Here is a 26,060-nt window from a genome sequence, read left to right on the forward strand (position 1 = left end):
ATCCCATGCATCTAACACCGGATCGAGAGGTTTCATGGCCGGGGACGATCAAGTTAAACCGGCTGATGCACAACTCAAGGTCAATATGGCGTCGGGATCGTGGTCGTTCCTCAAAGCGCAGGCTGGCCGGTCCGTTGGCTACATAAGCCAAGCATGGGAATCGGCGGTGCTCCCATCCGAACTTCCGTCGTGTCACGGGTGGTCGTGTAGCTCGCGGGGGTGGGGGGCATCGGCGAATGCCGGGTAAGGTTCGGCTGCGAGCACCTGCCTCAAACCTAGAGCCCCCGATGATTGACGAGATGATGAGCGTTCGCGGCGTGTTGGTGAAGTGCGCCGACGCCGAACTACTGTGCCGGGGCGCAGCCTGCTGACTGTGTTGGACGGTCACGATCGATTCGGAGCCATTCCGTCCTATACCGCGGCAGCGCGCTGGGCAGCTCGGCCTGCAGGAAGCCGACCATCTTCTCCCGGACTTCACATCGCAGATCCCAGGCCTGCGAAGCATTGCGAGCGCTCATCAGCATTCGAATTTCAATCACGTTCTCTCGCACGTCTGAGACCTGGAGATTCACGACCTTTCCGTCCCAGAGATTTGATTGCGCGGCGATCTCTGCAAGCTTTTTCCGCATGGCTGGGATTGGCGCGGTGTGGTCGACGTAGAGGAAAGCGCTTCCGATGAGCGACGAACCCTCGCGCGTCCAGTTCTGGAATGGCTTTTGAATAAAATATGTCAGTGGCACGACAAGCCGACGCCAATCCCAAAGCCTAACAACCACGTACGTCGAGTTGATTTCCTCGACCCAACCCCATTCGTTCTCAACGATGACCGCATCTTCGATCTTGATAGGCTGCGTTATCGCGATTTGGATTCCGGCAACGAGGTTCGAGAGTACCGGCTGCATCGCTAGACCGAGGATCAGGCCCGCGGCTCCCGCCGAGGCCAGAAGGCTTACGCCGTATTGCCGCACGGGCTCGAACGTCATCAGGCACACGGCGACCGTAATCAACGCCACGAGCGTCACGGCCGCGCGTTCGAGGAGGCGCACCTGGGTGAAGTGCTTGCGCGCGAGAAGGTTGTCTTCAGCGTCGAGTTTGAATCGCCGCAGGTAAATGACGGTAGCGATGTGGATCGCGATGCAGCAGCACCAACCGGCGAGCGCAACGAAACCAACGAGCAGAAGATGGTTCACCAAGACCCGGACCTCCCGGGACACCGGTGCGACGGCGGAAGCGGCACCAACAGCGACGATGATGAGGCAGAGACGGGTGGGACCTTGCGTCCGTCGAACGAGTGAGCGCCAGAACAGGCCTCGGTCTTGAGACGCTCGTGTCAGGAAGCGATACGCGAACTGATGAAGTGGCAGCACAACAACAAAACATCCGAGAACAAGAGCGACACTCTGCGCCCAGCCCGGCAACCAACGCAGCCATCGCATAGCGTCAGTAAGCACAATATCCGCATGCTGCATCGACTCTCCACATCTTGTAAAATGAAGCGTGACGCGCGAGCGACGGGGAAGACGCTTCCGCTCGAACTGTCACCCTCGTTGCCTACCGACCGCGAGTGCCGTCGGTGTCGTCGGCCCCAGGACGCTCGACACCAATACGATCAACCGGTGAATACACGTCTCGGCAAACAGGCGTGACATATTGGACCGCCTTATCGGAAGATATAATCCGGCAAGTGATCGTAGTCATCGCGGCGACGGAACATAATGCTGCAGGACGGCGCGGACTGGCCGATCCCACCTCGCCCACGAACTGGACCTGCCGCGAACGCCAGGTTCCGGAGGCGAGACAGACGGCGGTCGCCTCGAATGTAGCCGACCGTCTGTTCGTCCTAGTGAGGGCGCGGCCGGTGTTGCCGCCCTCCTGCGAACGGGACGGCCGGCAGGAACGTGTTGGAGCGAGGACCGCGATGGAGGCCAAATCTCGCAGACCCGTGACTACCCCCTCGGAATGCGCGATCGCCGCCGGGAGGCGAACCATGGTCGCCTGCCCGACCCCAGTCCGGACCACCGCCATGGCCGCCACGCTCGAATGCGAGGGCGGCGGTCGCACTCGATACTGTCGCGACGAACATGAATGCGGCCGTCAAGTACTCGACAGTTTGTTTCATCATCTAAAACTCCGTGTCGGCTGCGGATTGTCTGGAGACGTTCGAAAGTTCGGATAAACGGACGCGGTCTGGCTCTCGAAGACTACGATAGCTGGGTGGCCGAGCACGGCAGGGCTCGGTATTTCTGAGCCGTTTTGCCGAGGCGTCGATCCTCCTCGGCCGTCTCCAGGGGGTAATCCTTGGCATATTCGGCGTCGGTCGAAAGCGCGACGATCAAGATAGATCGCGGGTTTGTCTCCAGATCCTCGCGATCGTGACAAAGTGTGTCTGACCGAACAATTCCGCCGTTGGCCCGAATCTATCAGTTACCCTTAGGTTGTCGCATCCATCTACACTCACGCAATATGCCCCACGATGCTCCGATCCCTTCGGAGCATTTGCATAATCGCCAAGAATGACCCGAAGCACTCTCAGTTTTGCCGAGGCGTGCGCGCAAGAGCGCGTCGAGGTGCTCACCTCGGTGCAGCGCCGGCCGCAGGACCACGCGAGAGAAGTTGCGCCTGGTCGAGCCGACGTATCTCCCCGGCCAATCCGTCTGGCTCGGTGATCGCGCCCGACAATGACGCATCAGGCGTCCGCGGCGTCAGCAGCTAAACTCTGAAGCTGCATGGCGCTTGCGCCGCCCTGACGTTTGTCCCTTGCATGATCAACCGCGAACCTCGCTGCGACACACAGGAGGTTCCCATGCCCATCGCCACAGAAACATGCGTCGCGAATGTCGAGATACACGAAACTCCTTTCGGGACGCGCCACGTCGCGGCCGCGTTCGGCGACGAGGTGTGGGTGAGCGTCGTCCCCTTGGATTCGCTGCCCTACACATTGACGGATAGGCCTTACCTGCGGCCGCACTCCCAAACGGTCATGTTCACCGTACTTCGGTCCGAGGACGGCAGCCGCGATGTGGTGCTGCGCCACAATCCCAGGAGGCGGCCGCCGGCGATCGACGCCGCGTTCAACCATGCGCGGGGGCTCGCGACCGCCTACGCAAACGATCATGCCGGCTACATGGACGAGCTGCGCGTGACCCAGCGAGACGAACGGCTCGCCGAGCTTGCGAGGCTCGTCGCCAATACACCGACGAGGAACGAGAAGTGGCTCACCGATGAGCTCAAGAGGAAAGCCGAGGGCAAACTAACGATGCTGCCCGAGGCGTGGCAGGAACTGATTCGCGGGACGGTGCCAACGCATCAGGGGCTGCTGGCCGCCCCTGAGCCGCTCGGTCCGCTGCTGCGCCGAAATTCGCCTGAAAACGAAATCGAAAAGCTGGTCTTCCAGGTTTGCGGGCACTTGGTCGGGATTCAGCGCATCGAACACCAGGAGGAGCAGATCAGGGCTAAGTACCTCGCCGAGGCCGAATCGTTGCGCGATGAAGCGGACCGAGAGGCGGTTCCGTCGGGTCCATCCCTTCCTTGATCTCGGCGGCTGCGGCGACCTGCTCCGCGACAGCACGCCCGAAAGCGTCCGAAACGCCGCGAGCGCCGCGCATCGCGACATTCGCGGGGTGGCTGACGGCCCCACGGCTACCCTGGACCGACGCGGGCTCGGAGGCCCGGTCGGCCCGACGATCGTGAGTCGCACTATCTGGGGGGGCGTCGAGCCTATGCCAGGGGTTCGAGCGGCGTGACCGCACGGCCGGTTGCGTGGTGATCGGACAGCCGCGATTGAGCCCCGGTCTCCCCTCCCGCCGACGACCTTGGCGCCGGGAGGCTTCCGGCACGGCCGATCGCCAAGGAGTCGCTGATCTCGCCGTTGTGAGCGGCGACCATGACAGCCAGGGCGTGGGACAGTGCCGCCTGACTTGTATCGTCGGGGTTCCAGTCGTCGTGGAAGTACTGGCGTTCGAGCCAAGTGGCGAGATCGTCGGCGAGCGCGTCGACCGCCCTCGCGCCGCATGCGTGGCCATCCCCCACCCCCGGCACGCTGCGCGAGGCTGCCCCGCCACCCGCCCGAAGGGCTGTCTCCCGCCCCAGACGAACTGTGCCGCCCGCCCATCCGCTTCCGACGTCGAGATGCGCCTTCACCGTACGCAGTGCAAAAGCACTCGTCACGTGGAACGTCGCCCCGTCGGGGCGGAATGCCAATCCCGCCAGGGCACGGTCTATCGCGGATCTCGACGCCGAGCGCTGACGTTCGACCTCGCGTCTCAGGAAGGCGCGCCTATCTCCGGCATCGCCGGAGCCCGCGGTCGGCGCCGCCTGCCTGCCCCCGCCCAGGATCACACTGGAGGAGGCGATGCGTGCGCTCCCACGCTCCGTGATCACCGCGAGGGCGACGTGCCCCCTCCAATCGGGATCCGACCACCACGCCATCGTTTCCGGCGAGTCGATGTCACCGAGCGTTCGCGCGAACAGGTCGAAATGCGGCAGGGTCCCAGGCCTGGGATCCATGACAACCCCGCCCCCGACCGACTCCATCTGCATGTTCGCCTCCCGGACATCCTTCCTTCGGCACGATGCGGCGGCCCGGCTTAACGGACGCCTGAGCGGGGTCGGGTAGTCGATCCATTGGTTGACGAAACGTCGATGTCTGGCGTGGCTCGCGGCGTGGCATCCGTGGCCGACCGGCCGATCCGGCTTGGACCCACGACGACGCCTGGACGGCGACGGATACCCCGGTCTCGACGGCGACAGCGGCGTGGGGCCCACACGCAGCGGCAGCGTTTCGCCGCCCCTCGGTCGTGCCGTCCGCCATGGTCCCGAACGACGGCGGGCCCGCGATCTCGTTCGGCCGGGCGTTCGAAGGCCGTCCGCACTTTCCGCCACGGCGTCGAGAACGGGGGATCGATCGTGCGCGAGCGCGCGCGCCGCCGAGTCCGTTACTCGATCTCTGGCGGGCTCGGCGAGCCGGTGCCCCCCGGGAAGTTCCACGGCGGCGTTCGCGCAACGCCACAGCGCCTCGTTCGCCGCGGGATCGCGCTCGAATCTCCCGAGATGGTCCACCGCGCAGTACATCGGCTCATCGTCAGCGTCGGGATGGCAGAAGGGCGGACCGACCTCCATGTCGCCATGCGTGCGGACCAGATAGGCGCTCGTGGATTTCTGTCGCAGAAGCGTCGCCAACTCTCCGGAAAGCGCCTCGGCGATCTCGAATGCGCCCCAATCGTTGATCTCGGCGAGGTCGCAATAGCACGACCCCTCGCCATCCTCGTGACGTCCATTCGGCGACGGGGTGGAGATACGTAACGGCAGCGTCACGGCATCGCTCCTCGTGGATCGTCGGGCTCGAATTGGCGGCGACTTCGCTCGGCTGGAGGAGGGAGATCCCGCGGCCCGGCGAGCGCGAAGCGTCATGCCGCCCGCACCGGTCGCGCACCCCAAGTTCGCCTAGGGCGAAGCCGCGACCGTAATGGGGATCAGGGACACGGACCCCGTCGCCGCGGGCGGTGTGGCAGGATCACAACCGTGACGGGGCCACAGACAGCATCGGCGCTCGCGGCGTCGCGCGAGGGCGTAGCGACGAGAGGTCGGCTTCACCCGTTGATAAGGCGCCACGATGTCAGGACGATCCTCGGCAGAGGACGATGCGATCCGGATCATCCAGGCGGCCGCACGCCGCGTGAACGGACGCGTCATCAAAGCGCGGCGCGGCCGGCGAGAGCCCGCTTTGGCCATGACCACTCCGGGCCCCCGCTCCCGGCTCCGGGGACAAGGTGGGTTGGAGTCGGACTTGGACCCGCGACCGGAGCGTCGAGCGCGTCGGCTTCCGCGCCGGGGCCGACGACGTGGGCCGGGCTCGTGCTCGGGACTTCGGTCCGCCCGGACCGAGACGACGGAACTCGCCGACACGCCCGGGACCGCCGGATGGCGCCGCCTACCCGAAGACGAGGTGCTTCCGGTACCCGCGCCTGAGGAACAGGGGGAGCCAGGGTTGCCCGGCATAGGCGCCGGGACACCACAGCGCGGTGATCGCGTGCGAGGGGGCGCTGGTGGGCGTGACCATGACGCTGCCGATGCCGCCGTAGCCGACCGCGTCGGCCGCGAGCGCCGCGTCCGCCGCGGCGTCGACCGGAGCGTCGCCGTGCCTGATGGCCCGCAACAGGCCACGACCCACCTCGGCGAGGAATTCCCGCAACGGTCCCGACAGGATCGGGCTCGCCGGGATCAGTCGGTCGAAGACGACGTCGAGGTCGGCGAAGCCCGCGGACCGCGCGGTCTCGGCGACGCGGGTACGCCCGGACTCGGTGCCGTGCACGAACATCAGCCTGACCCTGCCGGACCGCAGCAGCTCCAGCGTCCGGTCGCCGGGGGCGCTCATGTCGATGTTGCGCTCGCCCTGGATCGCGGCGGGCCATCGCTCGCGCGGGACGCCGGCCCAGTGCAGGATCTGGGCGCTGGCACGGCCGCCGCTGGCGAACTGGTCGTCGACGAAGGCGACGCAGTCGGCCGGACCACCCGCCAGGCGGACCTCAAGCTCGGCCAGATTTCGGACAAAGCCGTGGCCGGCGCCGAGATAGGTGTCCCGGCGCTCCTGCTCCAGCGCGATGCCGGTCACGTTGCCGCTGTTCGGCGAGAAGCGGGCGAAGACGATTCCACCCTCACCCCGGGCCCGCGACGCGGCGGTCATCCGATCGAAGGCTTGCCCGACCGCGCCGCGGGTGATGATCGTCCCTTCCGCCAGCAGGGACAGCATCTCCGGACGCAGGCCGACCGGGAACTGGCGGACGAAGGCAGCCACCGATCCCGGGCTGACCTGCCAGCCCCCCTCCCCCGGAACGTGGCGTAGCGCGCCGCGACGGTGCCGCACCGCGGCAGCAACCCCCCGTCGAGCGGCACGATCCGCTCGGCGGCCCCGAAATAGCCGGCGCGGGCGGCCGTCGCCATGTCGTCGAGCAGCCTGCCGTGGTCGACGCCCGTGCGCGAGCAGACCTCTTCCAGGCGCAGAAGCAGGCGCGGTCGGACGGGGAAGCCCTCCCGGGCGGAGCCGTCGCCCGTTGCCGCCCCGTCGGGGATCGGCGACGCCATGGTCCCCGCGTGCAGGTCGTAGAGCACCTTCGTGCACGCGACCGCGACGTAGGGGAGCCATTCGCGGTCCGCGTGGACGTGGTCGACGCCGCGCCCGAGATTGTCCGCGTTGGACAGCTCCTCGGACTTCGTCCACTGGCCGCTGTGGCCGATCGAGTTCTTCTCGCGGACGAGCACCTCGTTGATCGGCTTGAGCTCGAAGCGCGGCGACAGGCCGACGTAGGGCTCGGCCGCGTTGGGCGCCGGGGGTACGAAGCCCGGGTCGACGCTGCGTCGGACCGCGATGGCCTCGCGGCGGATCAGGTCCCGCAGCTCCGCCAGCCGCCGCGGCCTCTCGACCGGGTCGACCGGCACGAGCTGGTCGAACAGGCGCCAGCACGTGGCGCGTCGGTAGACCAGTTCGAGGTCGGCCAGCGCGCCCCGGGCGTCGTGCACGTCCCACTCGCCCGCGTCGAACACGTCGCGCAGGCTCACGAACGGCTCGCAGGCGTCCCGGTAGATCACGAACGCCCGCTTCGGCAGATCCCGGGTGACCAGCCGGGCGGCGATCTGGCGCGAGCCCCGCTCGCGCGACAGGCGCGCCAGCAACTCGTCGTCGCCGTACCCGAACCACGTGAAGATGTCCCTGGGGTCCGGACCGGCGGTCGCGGGCGCATCGCGGATCGCCCCGTGGACGGCCTCGGACAGGACCTGCTCGGCGTTGCGCGTGAGCTGGTGCAGGTAGACGCGCTGGTAAAGGACCGCCTTGGCGTTGGCGAGCTCGTCGTAGGTGTCGATCCCCGACGAGTTGACGATGAAGTGCACGCCGGCGGAGAACCGGCCGCCTCCGGTCTGGCCGATGCGCGACCGGCTCAGGGCGAGTGCCTGGTCCTGCGAGATCCGGACCAAGGCCGAGTTCAGGAACACGCGTGACACGTCGACGCCCACCGGGATGCCGCATTGGCGGGCGTCGCGGTTCAGGTAGTCGATCTTGTCGGCGTCGACGGCGGCCCCGGAGATGAGGTTGGCCAGGCCGGGGTACCGGGGGTCGTGCGGCACGCCGCCGATGAAGCAGCAGATCTCGCGCAGCCGGCCATCGACGTCGTCGGCGCCGAGCACGCGCCCGTAGAACGCCCGGAAGCGGGGCGACAGGCAGACGGCGATCGACAGGCACTCGGAGAGGCCCGACTCGAACCCCTCCTCCCTGAAGCAAGCGATGAAGTCCTCCAGCTCCATCCCGCCGACCAGGAGGCCCGCCCCGGCGGAGAAGGCCGTCTCCCCCGCGTGCGAGAACGCGAGGTGACCGACGTCATGGAGCAGTGCGGCGTGGGCGAGGCTCCGTGCGACAGCACCGTCCGCCGACGGGTCATAGAGCTGGTACTCATCGTTGCCGGCCCGCAGGATCGGCTCCCTGCGCGCGGCGTCGCTGATGGATGCGACCAGCCGCTTCAGGACGTGCGTGACGCCCAGCGTGTGCGAGAACCGGCTGTGCTCGGCCGAGGGATAGGTCAGGAACGTCAGGCCGAGCTGGGATATCCGCCGCAGCCGCTGGAGCAGCGGGGAGTCGATGATGGCGAGCTCGTGCGGCTCGAAGTCCATCATGCCCCAGACCGAATCCTTGACGTACTTGCGACGGCCGCCGTGCGGCGGCGCGGTCAGCCGCTCCACGTAACCTCCGTCGAAGCCGAGGGCGTCGAGGGCGCCGTGCAGGGCCGGCCAGAAACCGGTCGCCGCGTCTAGCCTCTCCTTGATCCGCCTGACGCCCATGCCCGTCACGTCATCCGGCAGCCAGGTATCGGTCGACGCTGTCCCGGGCGAGATCAGACGTGGCGTCGTCAAGGCCGGCGACGATCCGGTCGGCCATCTCGGCCGGCAACTTGATCACGATGTCCTGATAGTACGGGTTGGGATGGTCCGTCAGGTACACCTGCTTGGCGCGCAGCAGCGTCTCGAAACGATCGAACGAGCCGATCGGACTGGGCCTGAAGACGTTCCTGATGTTCACGATCGAGCGCCTCAGATCCTTGTCCGCGGCCCCGTCCACGCCGGCGAACCCATCGAGGAACAGGTAGACGCGGTATAGGCCGTCCCGGACGTCGGGATCGTTCAACCTGACCATGTTGCGCCCACGCTTTATCAGGTAGGCGGCGAACGCCTCGATGAAGCCGTCGAGCGTTATGCGTGCCATCTCAGCCGACCCCGAATCGATCCCGACATGCGTGCCTGCCACGGAACATATCAAGAACTCCTTAACCAGCCATCGTGCACCGCGCCGCGGTCCGCGTCGGGCTTGGCAGGGCCAAGCCACCGAACCGACGGGCCTTGGCGCCCGAACGTCCGTTCTCGACCGCTGGGCTAGGACTCCGGCCCCGCGACATAACCGCAACTCGCGTGACCGGCCAGCGAGGCGGGCGGCGGATCATCGCGGCGGAGCTGACCGAGGCCGATTCCGTCCGCCCAAGCATCGGCCCTCGCTGCGTCCTTGTCACGAGCGCTGCCCGGGCCCGGAAAACCTGTCGGGTCTCCTCGGGTCACAGCCGGTCGCGCTCGTCGACGAACCCTACCCGCCTTCCCAAAGCGGCCCGCACATCCGTGAACGGTTCGTAGACCCGATGCCACGCCTCGGCGGGGGGCGGCAGCCGGTCGACGCAGGCCACGCAGGGGCGACCTTTCGCTGTTAGGCCCGCGCGTCCGGCCCCTGTCGCCGCACCTGCCGATTGGGAGCGTCGAGCTGCCGGTCGGCTTGGAAGCGGCTCCCAACCAGAACCGAGTTGGCCCGTTGGTTCCTCTGCCAAGATCGGGAAGGCCGCAGGGTCCTGACCGGCGCCGACCGGGGCCTCACTTCGAATCGAGATTCCTTCGGTCTTCGAGGATGTTGGCTCTCCCGAGGGAGGGCGCCCTTCGGCTCCGACTCACATCTATCTAAGCTTTCAGGACGTCGATCGTCGCTTGCTCGATCCGCTCGAAGGCGGAGACCACGTCCAGGTTCTTTTGGTAGGCGCCGATGGCGTTGCGGAGATCCATGGTTTCCGCAACGCTGTTCACATTGGGCAACTTCACCAAGCCCGCGGCGTCCGCGGCAGGGTGGTCGGCCATCCGCCTGAGCGGAAAGGCCGACGTGTTGGCGGCGACGCGCAGCCTTGGGGACGGATCCTCGCCGACGGGTTCGAACAGGACATGCCTGCGTCGATAGGGGTCGCCTCCCGGCGTGGCCGCCGTCGATTCTGCGTTAGCGAGATTCTCCATAATGACTCGCAAGCGCGCTGCCTGCACCCGCATGCCCCCGATCGCCAGATCGCGCCCCGTGACCTCACCCATCGATGCATCAAACCCGCTTGTGCACTGAGGCCCCTCGCGGACAATTGATCGTCGGCATGGTTAACGATTGGTGAAAGCCACCCCTCCTCGATCCGGTGCAAGCGCGAGAGATAACGTTCCGACGCTGGCCCCGTTGCTTGTGCAAGCATCCGGCGGACTGCGCGCGACCGCATTGCCGCCCACAACGCAGGCAAACCAGGACGTCCGCAGCTGAGCCGCCACCGACGGTTGGCAACGATCGTCGACCTACCCGTGCGACGTCGTCGGACCTGTCTTCGAACTCGAACCGACGACCCGACAGATCAATCGACGCCGGGTCGTCGCGATCATCTCATAGATCCCCGGCCCCGGTTGGGATGGGCAGTCGAGATCCGCGTTGACCACGATCTCGCCACCGCGGTCTCGCGCCTGCAGGACTCAATCGGCGGAAAGATCGCGATCAGTGCAGGCATCAGCCCATTCGGGCGAGCGGCCGAGGCTCACGATCTCGACAAGACGCCTGCGACGCATGTCGTACTGTCGTCGTCCGCCGCGGCGACGGGGTGCGCACGATCACGATGCTGTCTCGGACACCTCTCGGGCTGGCCAGTCCCCCGTTCCCGATCACTTGGCGGCGGCTTCGTGTCTTTCAGAACAACGCAAACACCCGCGCTCGCTTCGCCCCTGAGACGTCCGGAACCAAGGGCGATCCCGAGGCGTAGCGGCGCATGCGAGGAACCGGTTCGATGGACGGCGGAGTCGATGCAGCCGGGGCGGACGTGGGGCTCCTCCGGGGCCGGGCCAGTCCTACCTGCTCGGTATGATCCTTCCGTCAGCCCCGACCTTGACCTCGTGCCCCTCGCCGTTAGTCACCACCGTGATTTTGTATTGCACGCCGTCATCCTCGCGTTCGATTTGAGCTTCCGCGACCTTGTCGCCAGTTTTCGCAGCGATGACGGCCGCTTGCCTTAAGCTCAAATCGACATCTCGCAGGTTAGACGGTTTCAATGAAGTGAAATAGCTTTCGATCGGATGATCGTCGCTTTTGGTCACCTGACCGGAATTAGCGTCGACACGATGATGGGTGAGCTTGCCATCGTCGCTGAGCAGCTTGACCTCGTAGCAAGGCTTGCCAATCCCGCCCTCGAACTCGGCCATGATAGCGCGGCCGGCCCCTCGCCCTCGGCAATCTCCAGGGCTTCGACCAGAGAGACCTTGGCGGCCGGCAGCCCTTCGTAATCGCGCTCTCTGTGGCCGGTCGTGCCGTGGGCCAATTGCACGCCGCTCGAAGGGATAGCCGCCGGCGCCGCAATTCGGGCGATCGCGCCCGTCTGAGCCGTGGCGAGGCCAACCATGATTGGCAGCGCGATGGAAAGGGCAATTCGGGACATGGCGTCTTCCGTCGGTTCTCGAACAGTTACGAAGCAGTGCGGTCGCGGCGCAAGTGCAACAGGGCGGCCAGAGGCAGCAGCTCCGGCCGTTAGAGATTTCACGATGCCTGGTTCAGGCTTGCACCCGAGCCGATGATCGTCTTCCTCGCATCGATGTTTCCGCCCGACGGATGCCGCAGCGGATGGGATTGCTGCGCTTTTTACACTGCGTATCGATGCCGCCCCATACCCTGCCGCGCAATATCAAGACTCGCATGAGAGAGCGCGTCGAGACCTACCACATGGCGTTTGGCACGACCGTCGCGGACATCCTTCGCAAGACCCAGCTGTCGCTCGGTATCCTCAAGCGCGTGATCGGTTTGGACGACAGCCTTAGCGTCGGCCCGATCGACACACCCGCCCCGGGTATCCGACCCGCCTGGGGCCGGTCCATCCTGGGAGCGAAGTCCTTTCACCCAGGCGAACTCGATGGCGAACCGGATAGGCTGCCGTCGGGCACAGGTACACGGCGGCCACGGTACGGCGCGCGCGAGATCGGCCGCGTCCGGCGGCTCGATCCGGACGCGGCGCTCCATGCGGCCACACCTGGGGATCGCCAGGCACGCGCCCGCCGCGACCGATTCGGTCGAAGGAACTCATTTCGCTGGAACTCGAAGTCGTCGATCCGTGGCGAGCGACCATCGGTTCCGTCGGCTGGATCAAAAGAGAGAGCGTGGTGTTGCAGTCGGCATGCCGCCGACTGCAGCATCTAACCAGGCTATCGGCGCCGCCGGCGACCATCACAGTCCGATGGTGACAGCTTAGATCGACCGCGGCTGTCAACCAAGAAGGGGCGCCGCCGACTACGAGCGTATTCATCGGTCACCCATCCCCTTCGCCCACGGCCTCCGCAACGTTTCATAGAACACTATCTGCGCCGCCCATGAATTGGTCCCCATCGATTTGAAGCCTACGTGATCGAGGCTTCAGTTTGTATTCGCGCAGCTCGTGCATGATGGAAAGGTGAACGTGACTTCGTTCATGGGTCGTCAGCCGTATCCGCCGCGCTTGCCGCTCCGTTATTGGGACCGAGCCGCATGCCCCTCACGTTCTCGCCGCCATACGGCTTCCGGACCGTTTCGAGGTTAGAGGCTGCGTCGGCCTCTCCGATCCCTGAACCAGGCGCGCAAAGAACAAAATACCAGGCTCTCATATCAGGCCTTCGCGAGAAGCGGCACATAGGATATTGAATCTCAACAACTAATATATCTATCCTTTGATGGCGAATTTTTGTTTGCTATAGGCCTTCAGATTTTTTCATATCGTCACCGAAATTAGAAAAAATATACATTTTGGCGTGGTCTACCATGGAAAAGCATCGGACCAAATCTATCAGACTGCACAAGAAAGTGATAATTCAAAGTTTGGTTCATCAATCAACAAATCTTGTCTGAAGAATCAGCAGAGAAATAACATTTATAGGAGAGAATATGGCCTATTACTCCGATATGTTTGGAAATCATGACCGCACCCCCGTCACCATTCAAGGAATGCTGCGGGATCGGCTACACGGTGGCGCTTGGCGGCCAAGGCGTGCATCGCAGCCCGCCAGACCGGCTCGGGCCGCTCGGGGTCAAGAAGCTCACCGTCGCTCAACGGCTTCACGACCTCAACAGCTGATGCGTCGAGCGGGACCAGGGTACGCCCCGCCTCCCGGCGCAGGGCCTCGATCGTGGTGATGAGCGAGCCCGTGCGGGAATGCGATCTTGCGACCTCATCCGGCGGAACGCCGAGATGCTCGCCTAGAAGAGCGTTCCGCAAGCCGCGGATTCCGCCGCGACCGCTCGATCGGTTCCTTGATCGGACGCGGCTTCGACGGCCAAATCACATTCCGTATCCAGACCCATCGAGCGGTTGTTCAGGTTGGATGAGCCGATCTTCAGCACCCGGTCGTCGACGATCATCACCTTTGCATGCACGTAGATCGGCTGCCCGTTCGCCGTCACGGGACGGTAGATGCGGAAGCGCCCATAGCGATCCGCGGAGCGGATGTGTGCCAGGACGCGGCTTCGGCCCCGCCCCATCGCCTTTTCCTCAAGCCAACCGACGGCGCGAGCTGGGTTGATGACAACGATCTCGGCTCCATCCGGCTCCTGTAGGCGGGCAGCAACGGCCTCGGCGACGCAGCGTGCGGCGAAGTATTGGCTCTCTATGTAGATCGTGTGCCGAGCGGCTGTGATGGCGGCGAGGTAGAGTTGCTCGATCTCATGCACGCCAGGGCGGCTATGATAGGCAGGCGCGGTCCGAGCGATTCCGACCGCCACGTCGCGCAGAAGCGGCGTCAACCCATCAGGCCAAGGATCTTGCACGGGCGGACCGGGCGGCGCGATCCGCTCGCCGGTGGCATGCCGCCAGCGCTCGCGAGCGAGGGTACCCAGGGCCGCGGCAGCCGCGCCGTCTACCGCGACCGTGGCATCGTGGAACGGCGCGTAGGGTCGCCCTGACGGGCGCACCCTCCGTCCATCATGATCATCGTGGGCGCGGGTATCCCAGCGGTCGTCTGTCATGTCGATGCCGCCGCAGAAGGCGAGCGCATCGTCGATCACCACGATCTTTTGGTGATGCGAGGCCCCCGGCGGGTGGGCGCTGTCGAGTCGGAACTGGAAGCCGCGAGCGCGCATCCAATTCAGGAGGTAGAGTGGCGTAGTTCCGCGCGCCAGGGTGCCAAGGAGCCCCAAATTCCACTGCAGCACCCGAATGCTGAGCTCTGGCCTGCGCCGACCGAGTTCCGCCAGGAACGGCCCAAGCTCCTCCGGCAAGCCCGGCAGCGGGTGATCGGGATCGAGCTTGATGCGAGTATCGAACTCCCAGCCGATGAACAGGATCGCATGGCGGGCGCCCAAGAGAGCGCTGCGCAGATGAGCGAAGTATGCGGCAGCATCGATGATCGGGGCAAAACGCGCTGTCCGCTCGATACGCCAGCAGGTCAAGCTTGGCTGCAGCAACTCTGTGCCGCCTGTGAGCGCGACCGGTGCCGTGTGGGGTGGATGATGCATCAGCGCGTCTCGTTCTCCCGATACCTGCTCGCTGCATCGTCGCGCTGGCACGATGCGGGCTTCGCTTTGGCGCCCCGGTATGAACCCGCGCCTACTCGGCGCGTTCCCGACGTGAACCGCGGCGGTGAAGGCCGCGGCTCGGTGCCGCTTGAGGGGAGATTGCGCTGGTCGACTGGATTGTGATTGCGATCGAGCAGACCGGCTCCTTCGGCGTCTTCCTGCTGATGCTGGTCGACAACATCTTCCCGCCGATCCCCTCCGAGCTTATCATGCCGTTGGCAGGCTTTGCCGCGGCACGCGGCGAACTCAGCCTCGTCGGCGTGTTCCTCGCCGGCTCGGCCGGATCGCTCTCCGGAGCGCTGATCTGGTACGGCGTGGGGCGCTGGCTGGGGCGCGAGCGCCTGAGACGCTTCGCCGCCCGGCATGGTCGTTGGCTGACCCTGAGCCCGGCGGAGGTCGACCGGGTCGGCGCCTGGTTCGCCCGACGCGGTGGCGTGACCGTTCTGATCGGTCGCGTCGTCCCGGGCGTGCGCAGCCTCATCTCGGTGCCGGCCGGGGTTGCCGCAATGCCGCTCACGCCCTTTCTGGTCTGCTCGACCCTGGGCACGATCGTCTGGACCGGGCTGCTGACGGCGGCCGGATACTGGCTTGGCGAGAACTACCTCCTGGTGGGCCGTTTCGTCGAGCCGATCGGCAATGGCGTGTTGATCCTGGCGCTCGTGCTCTATCTCTACCGTGTTGCCACCTTCGAGCCCGGGACGGGCGCTCGGGGCTGAGGCATGGACAGGCGGGCAGGCCGAAGCATGATGCGAAGGATCCCGCGTGAAGCGCTTTCTGATGCTGGTTGCCGTCGCTGTCGCGGCAACCCTTCCGGCCGTCATCCTCCGCTTCGGGGGCTGGCGGTTGAGCCCCTTTGTCGATGTCGCCGCATTCGGCATCGCCATCCTGGCCGCTGGCTTTTTGCTGTCCTGGGGCGCTGAGACGGCCGAGCAGTACGTCTCCCAAGGCCTCATCCTTGCAGCAGTGGCGCTGGTGACCGTGCTGCCGGAATACGCCGTCGACATCTACTATGCCTACATGGCTGGCGCTTCCGGCCCGGACTCGCGGTACGCGCAGTACGCGGCCGCCAACATGACGGGCGCGAATCGGTTGCTCGTCGGCCTGGCCTGGCCGCTGATGGTCGGGCTGCACTGGATGAAGGACCGCCACCGCTCGATCGGCCTCGCGCCCGGCAACGCCGTCGAGGTCGGGTTCCTATTGGTTGCCAGCCTCTACGCCTTCGTGATCGTCCTCAAGCGCGCCATCTCGCTCGTCGACTTCGTCGTGCTTCTCGCGATTTTCGGAACCTATGTCTGGCGCGTGCGCAGCATGCAGAAGAGCGACAATCCGGAGGAAGCCGAGGAGCCGGGACCAGCCGCGGCGCTCGACACACTGTCTCCGGGCCTGCAATGGGCGGCAATGGCCGGACTTGTGGCGACGGCGAGTGGCGTGATCCTGGTTTCAGCCGAGCCCTTCGCCGAGGCCATGGTCAACACGGGCCGGGCGATTGGGCTCAACGAGTTCCTGCTGATCCAGTGGCTGGCCCCCCTGGCCAGCGAGGCCCCGGCGATAACGGTGGCGGTTTTGTTCGTGCGTGCCAACCGTGCCGGTGACGGGCTGATCGCGATGATCAGCGACAAGATCAACCAGTGGACCCTGCTCGTCGGCATGCTGCCGCTCGCCCTGAGCATTGGTGCGGGCGCGACGAGCCCCCTGCCACTCGATACGCGCCAGAACGAGGAGTTCTTCCTGACGGCGGCCCAGTCGCTGCTCGGCATCGCGCTCCTGCTGCGCCTGCGCTTCGGGTTGGTGTCCGCGCTAACGTTGGCTGGTCTGTTCGCCGTTCAGGTCGGGCTGGCCTTCGTCTACCGCAACGACGAGGCGCGCACGATCACGACGCTGACTTGGCTGGCTTGGACTTACCTTGGGCTGGCCGGCCTCCTGTTCCTGATCAATCGGCGGCGGCTCGTTGCTCTGCTGCGCAGCGCAATCACGGGCGATGTCTCCGACGTCGAGCCGTCCGAAGACAGGGACGATCCGGCCCCGCGGCGGGGCGGGCGAGAAGCCAGTTCGCTCGTCGGCTGAGACGATCTAGCCCAGGCGGCGGAGGGGATTCCGCCTGGGCTAGATGTTTGGTCGCGGAGCTTGGTGGTGCGGGTTCTGGATAAGTAGGGGGGCGCGCCCTTCCAGGCTTTGCAGATCGCTCCGTAGGGCGTGAGGCCGCATGGCCCCGTTCGCGTTCGGGGCAGCTTATTCGCGGCCGTCGATGACTGGCGCGGTCGCTCTCGAAGAGCGCACAGGGCTCAAGGGTCGTTTATTCCGATCTCAAGGGGCGCTTATTTCGCGCCACGCTATGCATACCGGCGAGCCGAAACGCGTCGCCGGCAATCCGCAAGGTTGAGACCCCGCGCAGCCAACCCCGTCCGGCAGGAAAGGCGAGGGCAAATGAGGCCTGGCGAAGGGGCATGCGCCACACGGATCCCGCGCTGTCGACGCGGCCAGATCCGGGCATGCGCAGGTGCGATGCCGCCTCTCCGCTCCAAGAAATCGCTGCGTCGCCCAACTCGGTTGTCAGTAGTTGACGCTGATCTGCCAAACGGCGCCCGGGAGCGTGTCCTCGGCGCGATGCCCGCCGCTAGCGTCGATGCCCTCGTATCCGTTCGACGTCTCAAAAAGCAAACCGTGGGAACGGCCTTCGATCGAGAAGACTTCCCAGGCCGATCGAACGGTCGCCACTTTACGCCCGTACGAGAGTTGGGCCGGGTGAGACTGCCAGGTCTCGATCGGGTCGATGAGAACGACCGTCTCGGATCCCTCGACGTCCGCTAGCCGATAGTGCGACGGCGCGGTCGCCACCACCCTCGCCGGGCCGTCTCGCGGTGGCCCGAAATCATTGGATCGCTCGCGGACGGTGCGGAGCCGACACCGGTTCCAGGGCCTCACCGGCTTCACCCTGCCCATCGCGGGGAACAGCGCCATGTCGCCCCGGCTCAACCTCGCGGCGAGATCGAAGCCATGTTCCGTCAGGTTGGCCCCGGTCGGCGTACCATCGGCCGCGCGGCACACCACCGCCAGGTCATCGGTCTCGAAGGCCCGGAGAACGTACTCAAGGCGGCGCTGCAACGTCGGCATGTCACGCGGCGCGACGCGCAAGCGTTCATCCGCCTCAGCCATCCGCCGCGCCAGGTCGACCGCGCATGTTCGGTCCTCGAACTCAGGCCAGCGGTTGTCATTCGCGCTCATGTTCGGCCTTCGCGGCGATGTCATCACGCCTCGTCGGTCCGCACCAGGCCGAGGAGCGCGGCCTCGTCATCCGACGCGATCGCCGCGGCGCCCGCCGTCAGGAGCCTCGGCCTGGGGGCTTGCCGGACCCGACCGGTCAGGGTCGCCTGCCACCGCGCGAGCCGGGCCCGGTCGAAACCGGCCACGTGATGGTACTCGGCGATGAAGGCGGCCGCCTCGGCGATGCGCCGCCCGACGAGTTCGCGTGGCAGGTACCCGTCGTCGTGCCAGGCCGGCGGCACGACGTGGTCGCGATCATGCCGGACCAGCGCGTCGGCGAGCCGTCCGATGACCGGCGTGGCGACCTCCCGCGCCTTCCGGTCGAGCGTCTCCGCCCGTCGGGCCTGGGCTCGCTCGCCGCGAATCTTGCGGGCCTGCTCCTGTTGCGTCAGACCGCGGATCCGGACCGCGCGGCGGCCCTGGAGCGCGAACGACATCTCCCGGTCGATCAGCCGGTGGCGCGGCTCCCCGCCTGGGCCGGCCTCGACCGAGAGGAGCCGCAGGCGGTGGCACCGGCCGGCGAAGGCACCCGCCGCCTCGTATGCACGCGGATCGGGATCCGGCCGGGGGAACCGTTCGATGCGGCGCGACCGGCTCGCCATGAGCCGTGCGTGGCGGTCGGCGAATTCGCGGATGCCGAGCACCCCGTCGGGGCCGAACGTCTCTAGCAGTGACGCGTTCAGGTCGACGGGATGGACCGCGGCGGGATCCGCGTCTTCACGACTGAACGCCAGATCGAACGCCTGCCGGCACTGCTCCGGATCGCCTTGCGGTCGCGCGCGGTCATCGCCAGTGTGCGGGAACGCTCCCTGTCGGTCGAGGGCGAACATCCTCGACAGGTCGCTTCCCGTGCCGGGCATGTGACCATCGCATTCTTCACTTCGGTCGGGCATCGCGATCGTCTCCGGGCCGGCGACAGGTCCAGGCGGCTCCGACGCCATGCTCACTGCCGTTCGCTCGCGAGAAAAGCCCGAGGCGGTAGCAACTTCACCGAGCGCATGGCCCATGCTGCCCGAGGCGGCCGAGGCACAGTCGAAGGGCCTTGCGAGGCTTCTTGAGGGCCGCCCGAACGCAACTCCGGGGCGGGAGATGAATCCCGGGTCGCCGAACACAAACCGATGAGCGGGCGGCTGAGGGGCCTTCCCGGCTGCGCTCAAACCTGTGGACAAACCCCGCGACCGGCCGCGGCGCCGCCCACGATGCGCCCGCCGATGAGCCGCGAGCGCTTCGCATGGCCCTCGGGCAGGCCTTCTTCACCGCGATCATGCGGCTTCCTCCCCCGCATGACGCCCGCACCCACGTCCAGCCTGTGGCGGCTGACCACGAGGCCGCCCAGGGAGGTCGGGACCCGACGGACCGACCGCCCGCGCCGGGATCGCCGAAAGTCCAGGGGCCCGGGGACGCGCTCGACCGTCCTCACAGGTCCTCGGTGTTGCGGCACGCGTCCGGGTACCCGGAACAACCCCAGAACTTGACCCCGACGCCGCTGATCCTGACGCGCATCGTACGGCCGCATGCCGGGCAGACCTTCCTCGCGAACGTGCGCTGGTCCTTGGCCAGGGCCATGATGCGGACCTCCGAGGCGCCGTCGCCGAGCAACGCCTCCGCGCACGCGGCGGTCGTGCCGCCCGTCGTATAGACGTCGTCGACGAGCAGGATCTTGGCTCGCCCCCAGGTGAACTCGGACTCGAATGCGCCCTTGACCGCCTCGCGCCGTTCGAGGGGACCGAGCGCCTTGTAACCCTCCACCTCCCGCGTGCAGCGCAGCCCGTCGCGCTCGACCTCCACCTCGTCCGGCATGTGCTGCGCGGCGACGCCGAGCAGCGCGGCGAACCTGTTGCGCGCCTGGGAGGGCTTGGGGGGAACTGGAACGACGATGTCGGGGGTCCAGTCCAGGCGGTCGACCGCCTTGCCGAGGGCGCGGCCGAGCGCCTCGGCGGGCCCATCGTCCTCCTTCAGCCTCAGCACGGCCTCGGACAGCCGGCTCCCGGCGTGCCTCGGGTCGGAAGTCGTGAAGTACCGACCCAGCGCATAGACCCCCGGGCCGTCGTCGCATCGTAGGATGGACCCCCAATGGCCGTAGTACGGCCGGCCCGCCGCGAGGCTCTCGCCGACGTAGGGCAGGCTCCCGAGCCGGTCGGTCCTCAGGAGGGTCGACGGCCTGCCGACGAAGATGTCGGGGGCGGCCGACGAGAACTCGAAGGGCGACGTCGGGCTCCACCCCACCCCGACGGACACGATCCCCGCATGGTACGATGCCTCCACATCGCCCACGTCGTCGCCGACGTAGTGGACGTCCGCCCCCGCCGCGACCCCGAGCCGACTGAGCGCCTCCAGGAGGGGGGGGGGTCGGGCTTATGGTCCGCGGTGTCCTCGTAGCAGACCAGCACGTCGTAGGGGATGCGGAACAGCCTCGTGATCTCCTCGGCGTAGGGGCGCGGGGAGGACGTGACGATCCCGACGCGGTGCCCCGCCATCGACAGGGCCGCGGGCATCTCGTGGGGCGCGACGCCCCCGGGAAGCGCGCGGAACGCCCTGACCAGGTGCATGTTGGCGGCCACGAGGTGCCACTGCTGGGTCTTGCGCAGCGTCGCGAGGGCGGACGTGTCGGCGAGGGTCATGTCGAGGTCGAACAGGAAGGTCTTGGTCATGGCGTCCGCCGGCCCCCCCGCCATCCGCGCCAGGGACACGCCCCGGGGCGGCGGCCACGCGTCGCGTGCCGTCGGGCAGCCTGGCGCCACCCGCAAGACACGCGCCGGACGACGTTTGGCCCGACTCGGCGTGCAAGCGCCCGCCAGGCTATCGGCGTACCGTGACGTCGGCAACGTCGGCGGTCCGGCCTCGACCCTCGGCCGCCGGCCCGGGTTCCCGCCGGGACGCCGCTCAGATCATCGATATCTGAGCCGTCGCCCTCCCCTCCCCTCCGGGGCGCGCCGGGGACAGCCGCCCCTCGATGGCGTCGAGCATCGCCGGGTAGTCGTCGCCGCTCTCCAGCGGGATGGCGACGGCATTCTCGCCGAACCTCCGGAGGAGCAGTTCCGCATACTCGCCCGTGGCCCCGACCATGGCCGACAGCCTGCGCCCGGGCACTTGCGTCAGCGCGAGGATGCCCCGGCTCTTGGGTTCCTCGGCGTGCCGGGCCCGCGGCACCGGCGCGAACAGGAGGCGCCCCTGCATGAGGGTGAAGCGCACGGTGTGCATCGACCCGCCCTTGACGTCGGTCTGCATGACGAACGTCGCCACGGACAGGCCGCTTTGCAGCCGATCCCTCTGCACGAGGTTGCGGGGGGCCGGCGGGATCCCGAACGCCTGCTCGCTCAGCAGCGCGCCGCCCCCGTCCACGATCTCGTCGGCGAGCCTCGCGTTCTGCCGGGGATACACGCCGTCCAGGCCGCCGCCCATCACGGCTACGGTCCGCCCCCCGACCGAAGCGCGGTCGCGTGGGAGAGCTCGTCGACGCCGATCGCGAGGCCGCTTACGATCGTCCAGCCGGCCTCCACGAGCCGCCGCACGATGGCGGCCGTGACCTTCCGGCCGAATTCGCTCGGTTCCCTGGTGCCGATGCAGGCGACGCTCCGCTCGATCGCCCGGAGGTCACCCTTCGCGTAGAGGATCGGCGGTCGGTCCTGCAGGTCCCGGAGCGCCGCGGGATAATCCCCGTCGTGGACCGAGAGCACGCGTACCCCGAGCCGGTCGGCCTGATCCAGGGTCCGGGCCGCCCTGGCGAGCGCATCCGCGACGGCGTCCGCGTCCCGGAGCGACGCCGCCGCCGCCGCCGTGACGATGCCACGCAGTCCCCGCGGCTCGGCGTCGAAGACCTCGCCCAACGTGCCGAAGCGCTCGGCGAGCCGCTCCGCGCCCGTCGGTCCCAGGCCGCGCAGGGACATCAGCGCGACGATGCCGGCGGGGCTCTTCGTGTCGATGTCCCTCATGAGCGGCACTTACCCCTGTCCGTCGCCGACGCGCGGGCGTCGGCGCCCGCCGAATCCGGCGCGCATCGTACCACGGCGTCGTGAACGACTCCTCCGCCGCGGCTCGGCGTCGCGCTCGTCCGTCGCGTCCGTCGCTCAGGCCGAACCCGGCGCGCGCCGCGAGCGGTGTCCGGGCGGGTCTCGACCCTTTCGCCCGGACCGCCGGGATTGAGGTCACGGGCCGGTGGCATCGACCTGGATGGCCGCCAGGGCCGCCAAGCCCCTCGCGTCGGCGGCCAGCGCGTCCCAGTCCTTCGAAAGGCGAGCCATCCTCGATCGTGAACTGCAAGGCCCCGTCGATGACATGGCCCCGGCGGATCGCCGCGACGCAAGGCGCGGGGCCAGCCCACGAAACGATCGGGCGATCAGAGCGATCTCGGATACATCGCAGGCTGCCTAGCCCGGCTCGATTCGGCTTCGCGCATGTGGGGACGCGATCCGCCGACGCCCGCCCGACTTCGAACCGGGCAGACTTCGAGCCTGGCAAAGCGGACTGCACACCGTCCACCTCGATAAGGGAATGGATCGACCGGTCAAACCGGGCCGGTCAAGGCAGGCGCGGATGGTCCGGCCCCATGACCCCGTCGCGTATATCGAGGCGCCAAACCCAGATGGGCCGGCCCGCGACGATCTAGCCGACCCAAGCATGATCGCGACGCGGCTTTCAATCGCAAGTGGAGCTGGGTATGCTGATGCAGCTCTCTGGTTCGGCGGGATAGGCGGAGCTAGACGATGCCGGAAAAGCGCGAGACGATCCACTCCCGCCTGCAAATGATCGCCAGCCTGCTGGGCGTCCCCGTACAGGATTTGATTTCCGGGACGGTGCCCCGGCGGTTGTGGGCCGACAACGAGTGCATGCGCCTATGGCGCGGCCTCAGGACCGAGGCTGGCCGCGATGCGGCCCTCGATGCCCTACGCAGCATCTTGGAAGCGGAACGGCGTTGAGTGGTGTGCGGCTCCCTTGCCGGCGCGATCCACTTCGTTCCGGCTAAACGGGTGGCTGCTTCCTTCAGCGTGCCGGCTTAGCTTGCGGCCACGTCAGGGGCGCGCGTTTGTTTCTCCGGGTGAAGGCATCCGTACCGGGCTTACCGGGCGAGACAGGATCGTCAGCCTTGGCGACGACCAGTTAACTCACGCCGCAGCGTCGCCCGCGAAGCCCGAGCCGGCGGCCGGTCAGGATGCCCTGTCGGCGCCGTCGAGGGAACCACCGCCGATCCGGACCAGTCCCAGCAAGACACCCACCGCCCGCGTCTCAAGCGATGGTCTCCGAGCCGGCCTGGGCCGGGACGACCATCGCACGACCAGCGGAACAGAGCCGCCAAGCGTCCACGAACCGCCCCAGGTGGGGGCTCGCCGCCCGCGCGCGGTCGAGGTGGTCCATGAGGTCGAGGACCGATCGATCGTGCCCGGCCGCGTCCGTCCGTCCGGACAGGTGAGCCCAGCGCAGGTAGAGCGCGTAGAGGTTCAGGCAGTCCGTCTCGCAATACGCCCTGACCCTCTCGGTCTCGCCCGCGGCGACCATCGCCGACACGCGGGACCCGTGCTCGCCCATCTTGCCCGGCAGGCCGATCGAGGCCGCGGCCTCGTCGAGGGTCAGCCGCTGCGCCGCTCCGTGCTCGGACGTCGCGTCCATCAGGTCGTTGTGCCAGTCCAGGGCGAACCGATGCCGGTAACCCTCCCACCGCGTCCCGCGGCGGAACCAGGCGGGCGCCTCGACGCCGTGCATCATCGACCGCGCCAGGATCGTCGGCATGTCGAACGCCCGGCCGTTCCATGTCACCACGCGGTAGCGGCGCGCCTCGAAGAACCTCCAGAACGCCCGGAGCAGGCGCGCCTCGTCCCAATCCCCCTCCCCGCCGCTGCGGCACGCCGTCACCGCGTACGATTCCCGCCCGCCGGGCTCGCGCAGGATGTCCGCGGTGACGAACGAGATCGCCACGATCCGGTGCCAAGCGTTCTTCGGGAAACGGTCGGGAGGCCAGTCCGGGGGCACCAAGGCGGCGTCGGGGACGGTCTCGATGTCGAGGGCCAGCAGGGCGTCGTGTGGAGCGGCCCCATCGACCGGTCGGGGCCGGACCGGGCGGGCGGCGTCGGCGACGCGCGTGGACGCGGGACGCGGGGTCGGCGCGGGTTCGGGATCGGGCGCGGACGCCGGGCAGGTCTGCATGTCGTCTCCCTCGTCGTTACGGGCCGGCCCACCGCGGCGCCTCAGTCGGCGTTCGGGTCAAGGTCGTCCCAGCCTCGCCTCGAAGAACCGCGCCCGCCGGGCGACGGCAAGCCGTCGAGGCCGTGTGCGAGGTCGTCGCGCGCGTCGAAGCCGGGATCCAGCTCGATCTCGTAGGGCACGCGGAAAAGATCGTCCGGCCGGCGGCCAGACGCCGCCCGCCGAGGCACAGCGAGGAACCCGCGGCCGCGCACGGGGACCGCACGCCTGGCGCTCGTCCCGCTCGGTCCCCGCGCACGGCGGCAGCCCGCTCCCTCCCCGGCGCCGGTCTCGGGCCGGGACGGCTTTCGCGGGGGGCATGACAAGGATGTCCGTGCGCTCATTCTACGCTCCTCGGTGCAAGGGCCGGCCCGCGCCCAGCGGCATGCCGCAGCGGGGTCCGGAACGGCGACCGTCCCCGCATCGGGAACGGCCGGGGGCTTGATGGGACGGGCGCCCGGGCTGGCGCCGACGCACCCGGGCGAACTCGGCGACAGGCGTCGGACCACGTCAGGCCCGGCGCGGCATGATGCCGGCCGGCTCGCCGTCCGAGCTCCGACGGGCATGCGTCGCGCCGACCCGCGCGGGCAGCGCACGCCGGCCGGGCGCGCACGCGGCATGGCGCGGCCAACCCATCGCCTCGACGGCGGCGTCGAGCTCCTCATAGGCGTTGGCCAGTCCGACGAGCCGGTCGGACAACGCCAGCTCGGCGGGCAGCGTCCGCGCGGCCATCAGCGTCGCGAGGTCGGCGGCCTCCAGCCGCCTCGCCCCGGGATCGGCCGCGACGCAGAGCGCCAAGGCGGCGAGGAGCATGCCCATGCGGATGACAGTCGCGTCCGCCTCCCAGGCGGCGAGGCGACGACGCTCGGCCGGCGACAGCCAGGGCAGCGCCATCGGCAGCGCCCGGGTCGCGAACGGCAGGCGCGGCCCCACGGCCGAGGCCAGCTGCGCCCGGGTCCGGAGTTCCGACTGCCCCGGCCCCGCCAGGAACCAGGCCGGGGGCGCCGCGGCGAAGGCCCCGGCGTCCTCCGCGGCGAGATACCGCGCCGCCCTCAGCGCCCGGGAGGCGGAGGCCTCCTGGAAGCCGACCGTGACCACGGCATCGAACTGATTCCGCAAGGCGCGGTCGCGCACGCTGGTCAGGGGCAGCGCGGCGACGAAGTCGCCGCCAAGCGTGGTCGCCGCGCGCGCCGCCCGCTCGACCTCGAACGCATTCGCGTTCGGGGCGAGGGCGACGACCGACGTCCCCCCGGGCGCCCCGGCGCCCCCGGCCGCGGGGGCCGCCCCGGCGAGGGCGAGGGTGGTGTCGCCGTGCAAGGCGGACAACCCGAGGCAGAGCATGCGGCCGCACAGCGCGCCCGCGTCGTCGTCGGAGAAGAAAGCGATCTTGGTCACAAGCATGCCCTCCTTAAACGCGTCCCCGGAACGGGACGATGCCAATATACCCATGGGGGGTATTGTTGTCCGCCTGTCGCGGCCGCCTTCAGTCGAAGATGAGTCACGAGTCCGTAGCGCGAAGGCAGTCATTCTCCCTTCGCGCTTAGCGCCGTGTTCACCAATCGCGCCCTCCGATCAGTCGATGCGCCAGGTAACTCAGTGAGGCGATCGGCGCACCGCCGCCGATGCCTCGTCATGTTGACTCGTTTTGAGAACCCTCCCGCATCGATCGCCGCTCTACTGCACGCGACACTTGGATCAACTTGGGATCAGGATCGACTATCGCCGCAGTCGATTTCGCTGTTTGCTCGCAGATCGAAGACGAGACTATTTCAGTCCAGCGCAC

General features: G+C 67.7%; 20 protein-coding genes and 1 pseudogene. 6 read left to right on the forward strand and 15 right to left on the reverse strand.

Annotated features, from left to right (window positions below; all coding sequences use genetic code 11):
• Window positions 1–344: 344 nt before the first annotated feature.
• On the reverse strand, window positions 345–1,469 hold the full coding sequence (locus M6G65_RS17035; protein WP_024828366.1) for a mechanosensitive ion channel family protein: 1,125 nt from the start codon (window positions 1,467–1,469) through the stop codon (window positions 345–347).
• Window positions 1,470–2,803: 1,334 nt separating this feature from the next.
• Here M6G65_RS17035 and M6G65_RS17040 point away from each other — a divergent pair.
• The gene (locus M6G65_RS17040; protein WP_043074887.1) at window positions 2,804–3,532 is read left to right on the forward strand and encodes a hypothetical protein; all 729 of its coding nucleotides are present in this window, start codon (window positions 2,804–2,806) and stop codon (window positions 3,530–3,532) included.
• Between the two features lie 185 nt (window positions 3,533–3,717).
• On the opposite strand, the gene M6G65_RS17045 is transcribed toward M6G65_RS17040, so the two are convergent.
• The 6 genes from M6G65_RS17045 to M6G65_RS17070 all read right to left on the reverse strand — a co-directional run bounded on the left by M6G65_RS17045 (window position 3,718) and on the right by M6G65_RS17070 (window position 11,514).
• Window positions 3,718–5,313, reverse strand: a complete 1,596-nt coding sequence (locus tag M6G65_RS17045; protein ID WP_250102597.1) for a hypothetical protein — start codon at window positions 5,311–5,313, stop codon at window positions 3,718–3,720.
• Between the two features lie 616 nt (window positions 5,314–5,929).
• Window positions 5,930–6,793, reverse strand: a complete 864-nt coding sequence (locus M6G65_RS17050) for a phosphoribosyltransferase-like protein (protein WP_250102598.1) — start codon at window positions 6,791–6,793, stop codon at window positions 5,930–5,932.
• Window positions 6,679–8,898, reverse strand: a complete 2,220-nt coding sequence (locus tag M6G65_RS17055) for an HD domain-containing protein (RefSeq protein ID WP_250102599.1) — start codon at window positions 8,896–8,898, stop codon at window positions 6,679–6,681. Before M6G65_RS17055 ends, M6G65_RS17050 begins: the two co-directional genes overlap by 115 nt.
• The gene (locus tag M6G65_RS17060; protein WP_024828370.1) at window positions 8,837–9,247 is read right to left on the reverse strand and encodes a hypothetical protein; all 411 of its coding nucleotides are present in this window, start codon (window positions 9,245–9,247) and stop codon (window positions 8,837–8,839) included. The genes M6G65_RS17055 and M6G65_RS17060 overlap by 62 nt, the downstream gene beginning before the upstream one ends.
• A 734-nt stretch (window positions 9,248–9,981) precedes the next feature.
• A complete protein-coding gene (locus tag M6G65_RS17065; protein WP_024828371.1) occupies window positions 9,982–10,377 on the reverse strand; it encodes a flagellar basal body rod protein FlgC in 396 nt (131 codons plus the stop codon).
• Window positions 10,378–11,163: 786 nt separating this feature from the next.
• On the reverse strand, window positions 11,164–11,514 hold the full coding sequence (locus M6G65_RS17070) for a PepSY domain-containing protein (RefSeq protein WP_250102600.1): 351 nt from the start codon (window positions 11,512–11,514) through the stop codon (window positions 11,164–11,166).
• A 415-nt stretch (window positions 11,515–11,929) separates the two neighbouring features.
• On the opposite strand from M6G65_RS17070, the gene M6G65_RS17075 reads away from it, so the two are divergent.
• Both M6G65_RS17075 and M6G65_RS17080 read left to right on the forward strand, forming a co-directional pair.
• Window positions 11,930–12,499 (forward strand): hypothetical protein, encoded by a 570-nt coding sequence (locus tag M6G65_RS17075; RefSeq protein ID WP_124262942.1) that lies wholly within the window; start codon window positions 11,930–11,932, stop codon window positions 12,497–12,499.
• A gap of 748 nt (window positions 12,500–13,247) precedes the next feature.
• Complete coding sequence (locus M6G65_RS17080) at window positions 13,248–13,406, forward strand: hypothetical protein (RefSeq protein WP_250102601.1); 159 nt, start codon at window positions 13,248–13,250, stop codon at window positions 13,404–13,406.
• A 122-nt stretch (window positions 13,407–13,528) separates the two neighbouring features.
• Here the strand turns inward: M6G65_RS17080 and M6G65_RS17085 are convergent, their stop codons facing one another.
• Window positions 13,529–14,782 (reverse strand): phospholipase D-like domain-containing protein, encoded by a 1,254-nt coding sequence (locus tag M6G65_RS17085; RefSeq protein WP_250102602.1) that lies wholly within the window; start codon window positions 14,780–14,782, stop codon window positions 13,529–13,531.
• 224 nt (window positions 14,783–15,006) lie between these two features.
• Between M6G65_RS17085 and M6G65_RS17090 the strand changes: the two genes are divergently transcribed.
• Both M6G65_RS17090 and M6G65_RS17095 read left to right on the forward strand, forming a co-directional pair.
• Window positions 15,007–15,558: a DedA family protein gene (locus M6G65_RS17090; protein WP_083374500.1), complete on the forward strand. Its 552-nt coding sequence runs from the start codon at window positions 15,007–15,009 to the stop codon at window positions 15,556–15,558.
• A 46-nt stretch (window positions 15,559–15,604) separates the two neighbouring features.
• Entirely contained in the window at window positions 15,605–16,906 is a 1,302-nt protein-coding gene (locus tag M6G65_RS17095) for a sodium:proton exchanger (protein WP_083374428.1), read from the forward strand.
• A 486-nt stretch (window positions 16,907–17,392) separates the two neighbouring features.
• Here the strand turns inward: M6G65_RS17095 and M6G65_RS17100 are convergent, their stop codons facing one another.
• The 4 genes and pseudogenes from M6G65_RS17100 to M6G65_RS34020 form a co-directional block, all read right to left on the reverse strand.
• The gene (locus M6G65_RS17100; protein WP_238195007.1) at window positions 17,393–18,064 is read right to left on the reverse strand and encodes a hypothetical protein; all 672 of its coding nucleotides are present in this window, start codon (window positions 18,062–18,064) and stop codon (window positions 17,393–17,395) included.
• 23 nt (window positions 18,065–18,087) lie between these two features.
• On the reverse strand, window positions 18,088–18,963 hold the full coding sequence (locus tag M6G65_RS17105; RefSeq protein ID WP_250102603.1) for a hypothetical protein: 876 nt from the start codon (window positions 18,961–18,963) through the stop codon (window positions 18,088–18,090).
• A gap of 556 nt (window positions 18,964–19,519) precedes the next feature.
• The gene (locus M6G65_RS17110; RefSeq protein ID WP_250102604.1) at window positions 19,520–20,377 is read right to left on the reverse strand and encodes a ComF family protein; all 858 of its coding nucleotides are present in this window, start codon (window positions 20,375–20,377) and stop codon (window positions 19,520–19,522) included.
• A gap of 609 nt (window positions 20,378–20,986) precedes the next feature.
• Window positions 20,987–22,035 (reverse strand): annotated as a pseudogene (locus M6G65_RS34020) (DNA-processing protein DprA).
• A gap of 771 nt (window positions 22,036–22,806) precedes the next feature.
• Between M6G65_RS34020 and M6G65_RS17125 the strand changes: the two are divergent.
• On the forward strand, window positions 22,807–23,019 hold the full coding sequence (locus M6G65_RS17125) for a hypothetical protein (protein ID WP_043075244.1): 213 nt from the start codon (window positions 22,807–22,809) through the stop codon (window positions 23,017–23,019).
• Window positions 23,020–23,326: 307 nt separating this feature from the next.
• On the opposite strand, the gene M6G65_RS17130 is transcribed toward M6G65_RS17125, so the two are convergent.
• The 3 genes from M6G65_RS17130 to M6G65_RS17140 all read right to left on the reverse strand — a co-directional run bounded on the left by M6G65_RS17130 (window position 23,327) and on the right by M6G65_RS17140 (window position 25,672).
• Window positions 23,327–24,241, reverse strand: a complete 915-nt coding sequence (locus tag M6G65_RS17130; RefSeq protein WP_071000297.1) for a 3'-5' exonuclease — start codon at window positions 24,239–24,241, stop codon at window positions 23,327–23,329.
• Between the two features lie 41 nt (window positions 24,242–24,282).
• Entirely contained in the window at window positions 24,283–24,420 is a 138-nt protein-coding gene (locus tag M6G65_RS17135) for a hypothetical protein (protein WP_159392782.1), read from the reverse strand.
• A gap of 367 nt (window positions 24,421–24,787) precedes the next feature.
• A complete protein-coding gene (locus tag M6G65_RS17140) occupies window positions 24,788–25,672 on the reverse strand; it encodes a hypothetical protein (RefSeq protein ID WP_124262945.1) in 885 nt (294 codons plus the stop codon).
• Between the last annotated feature and the right edge of the window lie 388 nt (window positions 25,673–26,060).

Origin of the sequence: Methylobacterium tardum (assembly GCF_023546765.1) — a bacterium.
Classification (GTDB): domain Bacteria; phylum Pseudomonadota; class Alphaproteobacteria; order Rhizobiales; family Beijerinckiaceae; genus Methylobacterium; species Methylobacterium tardum.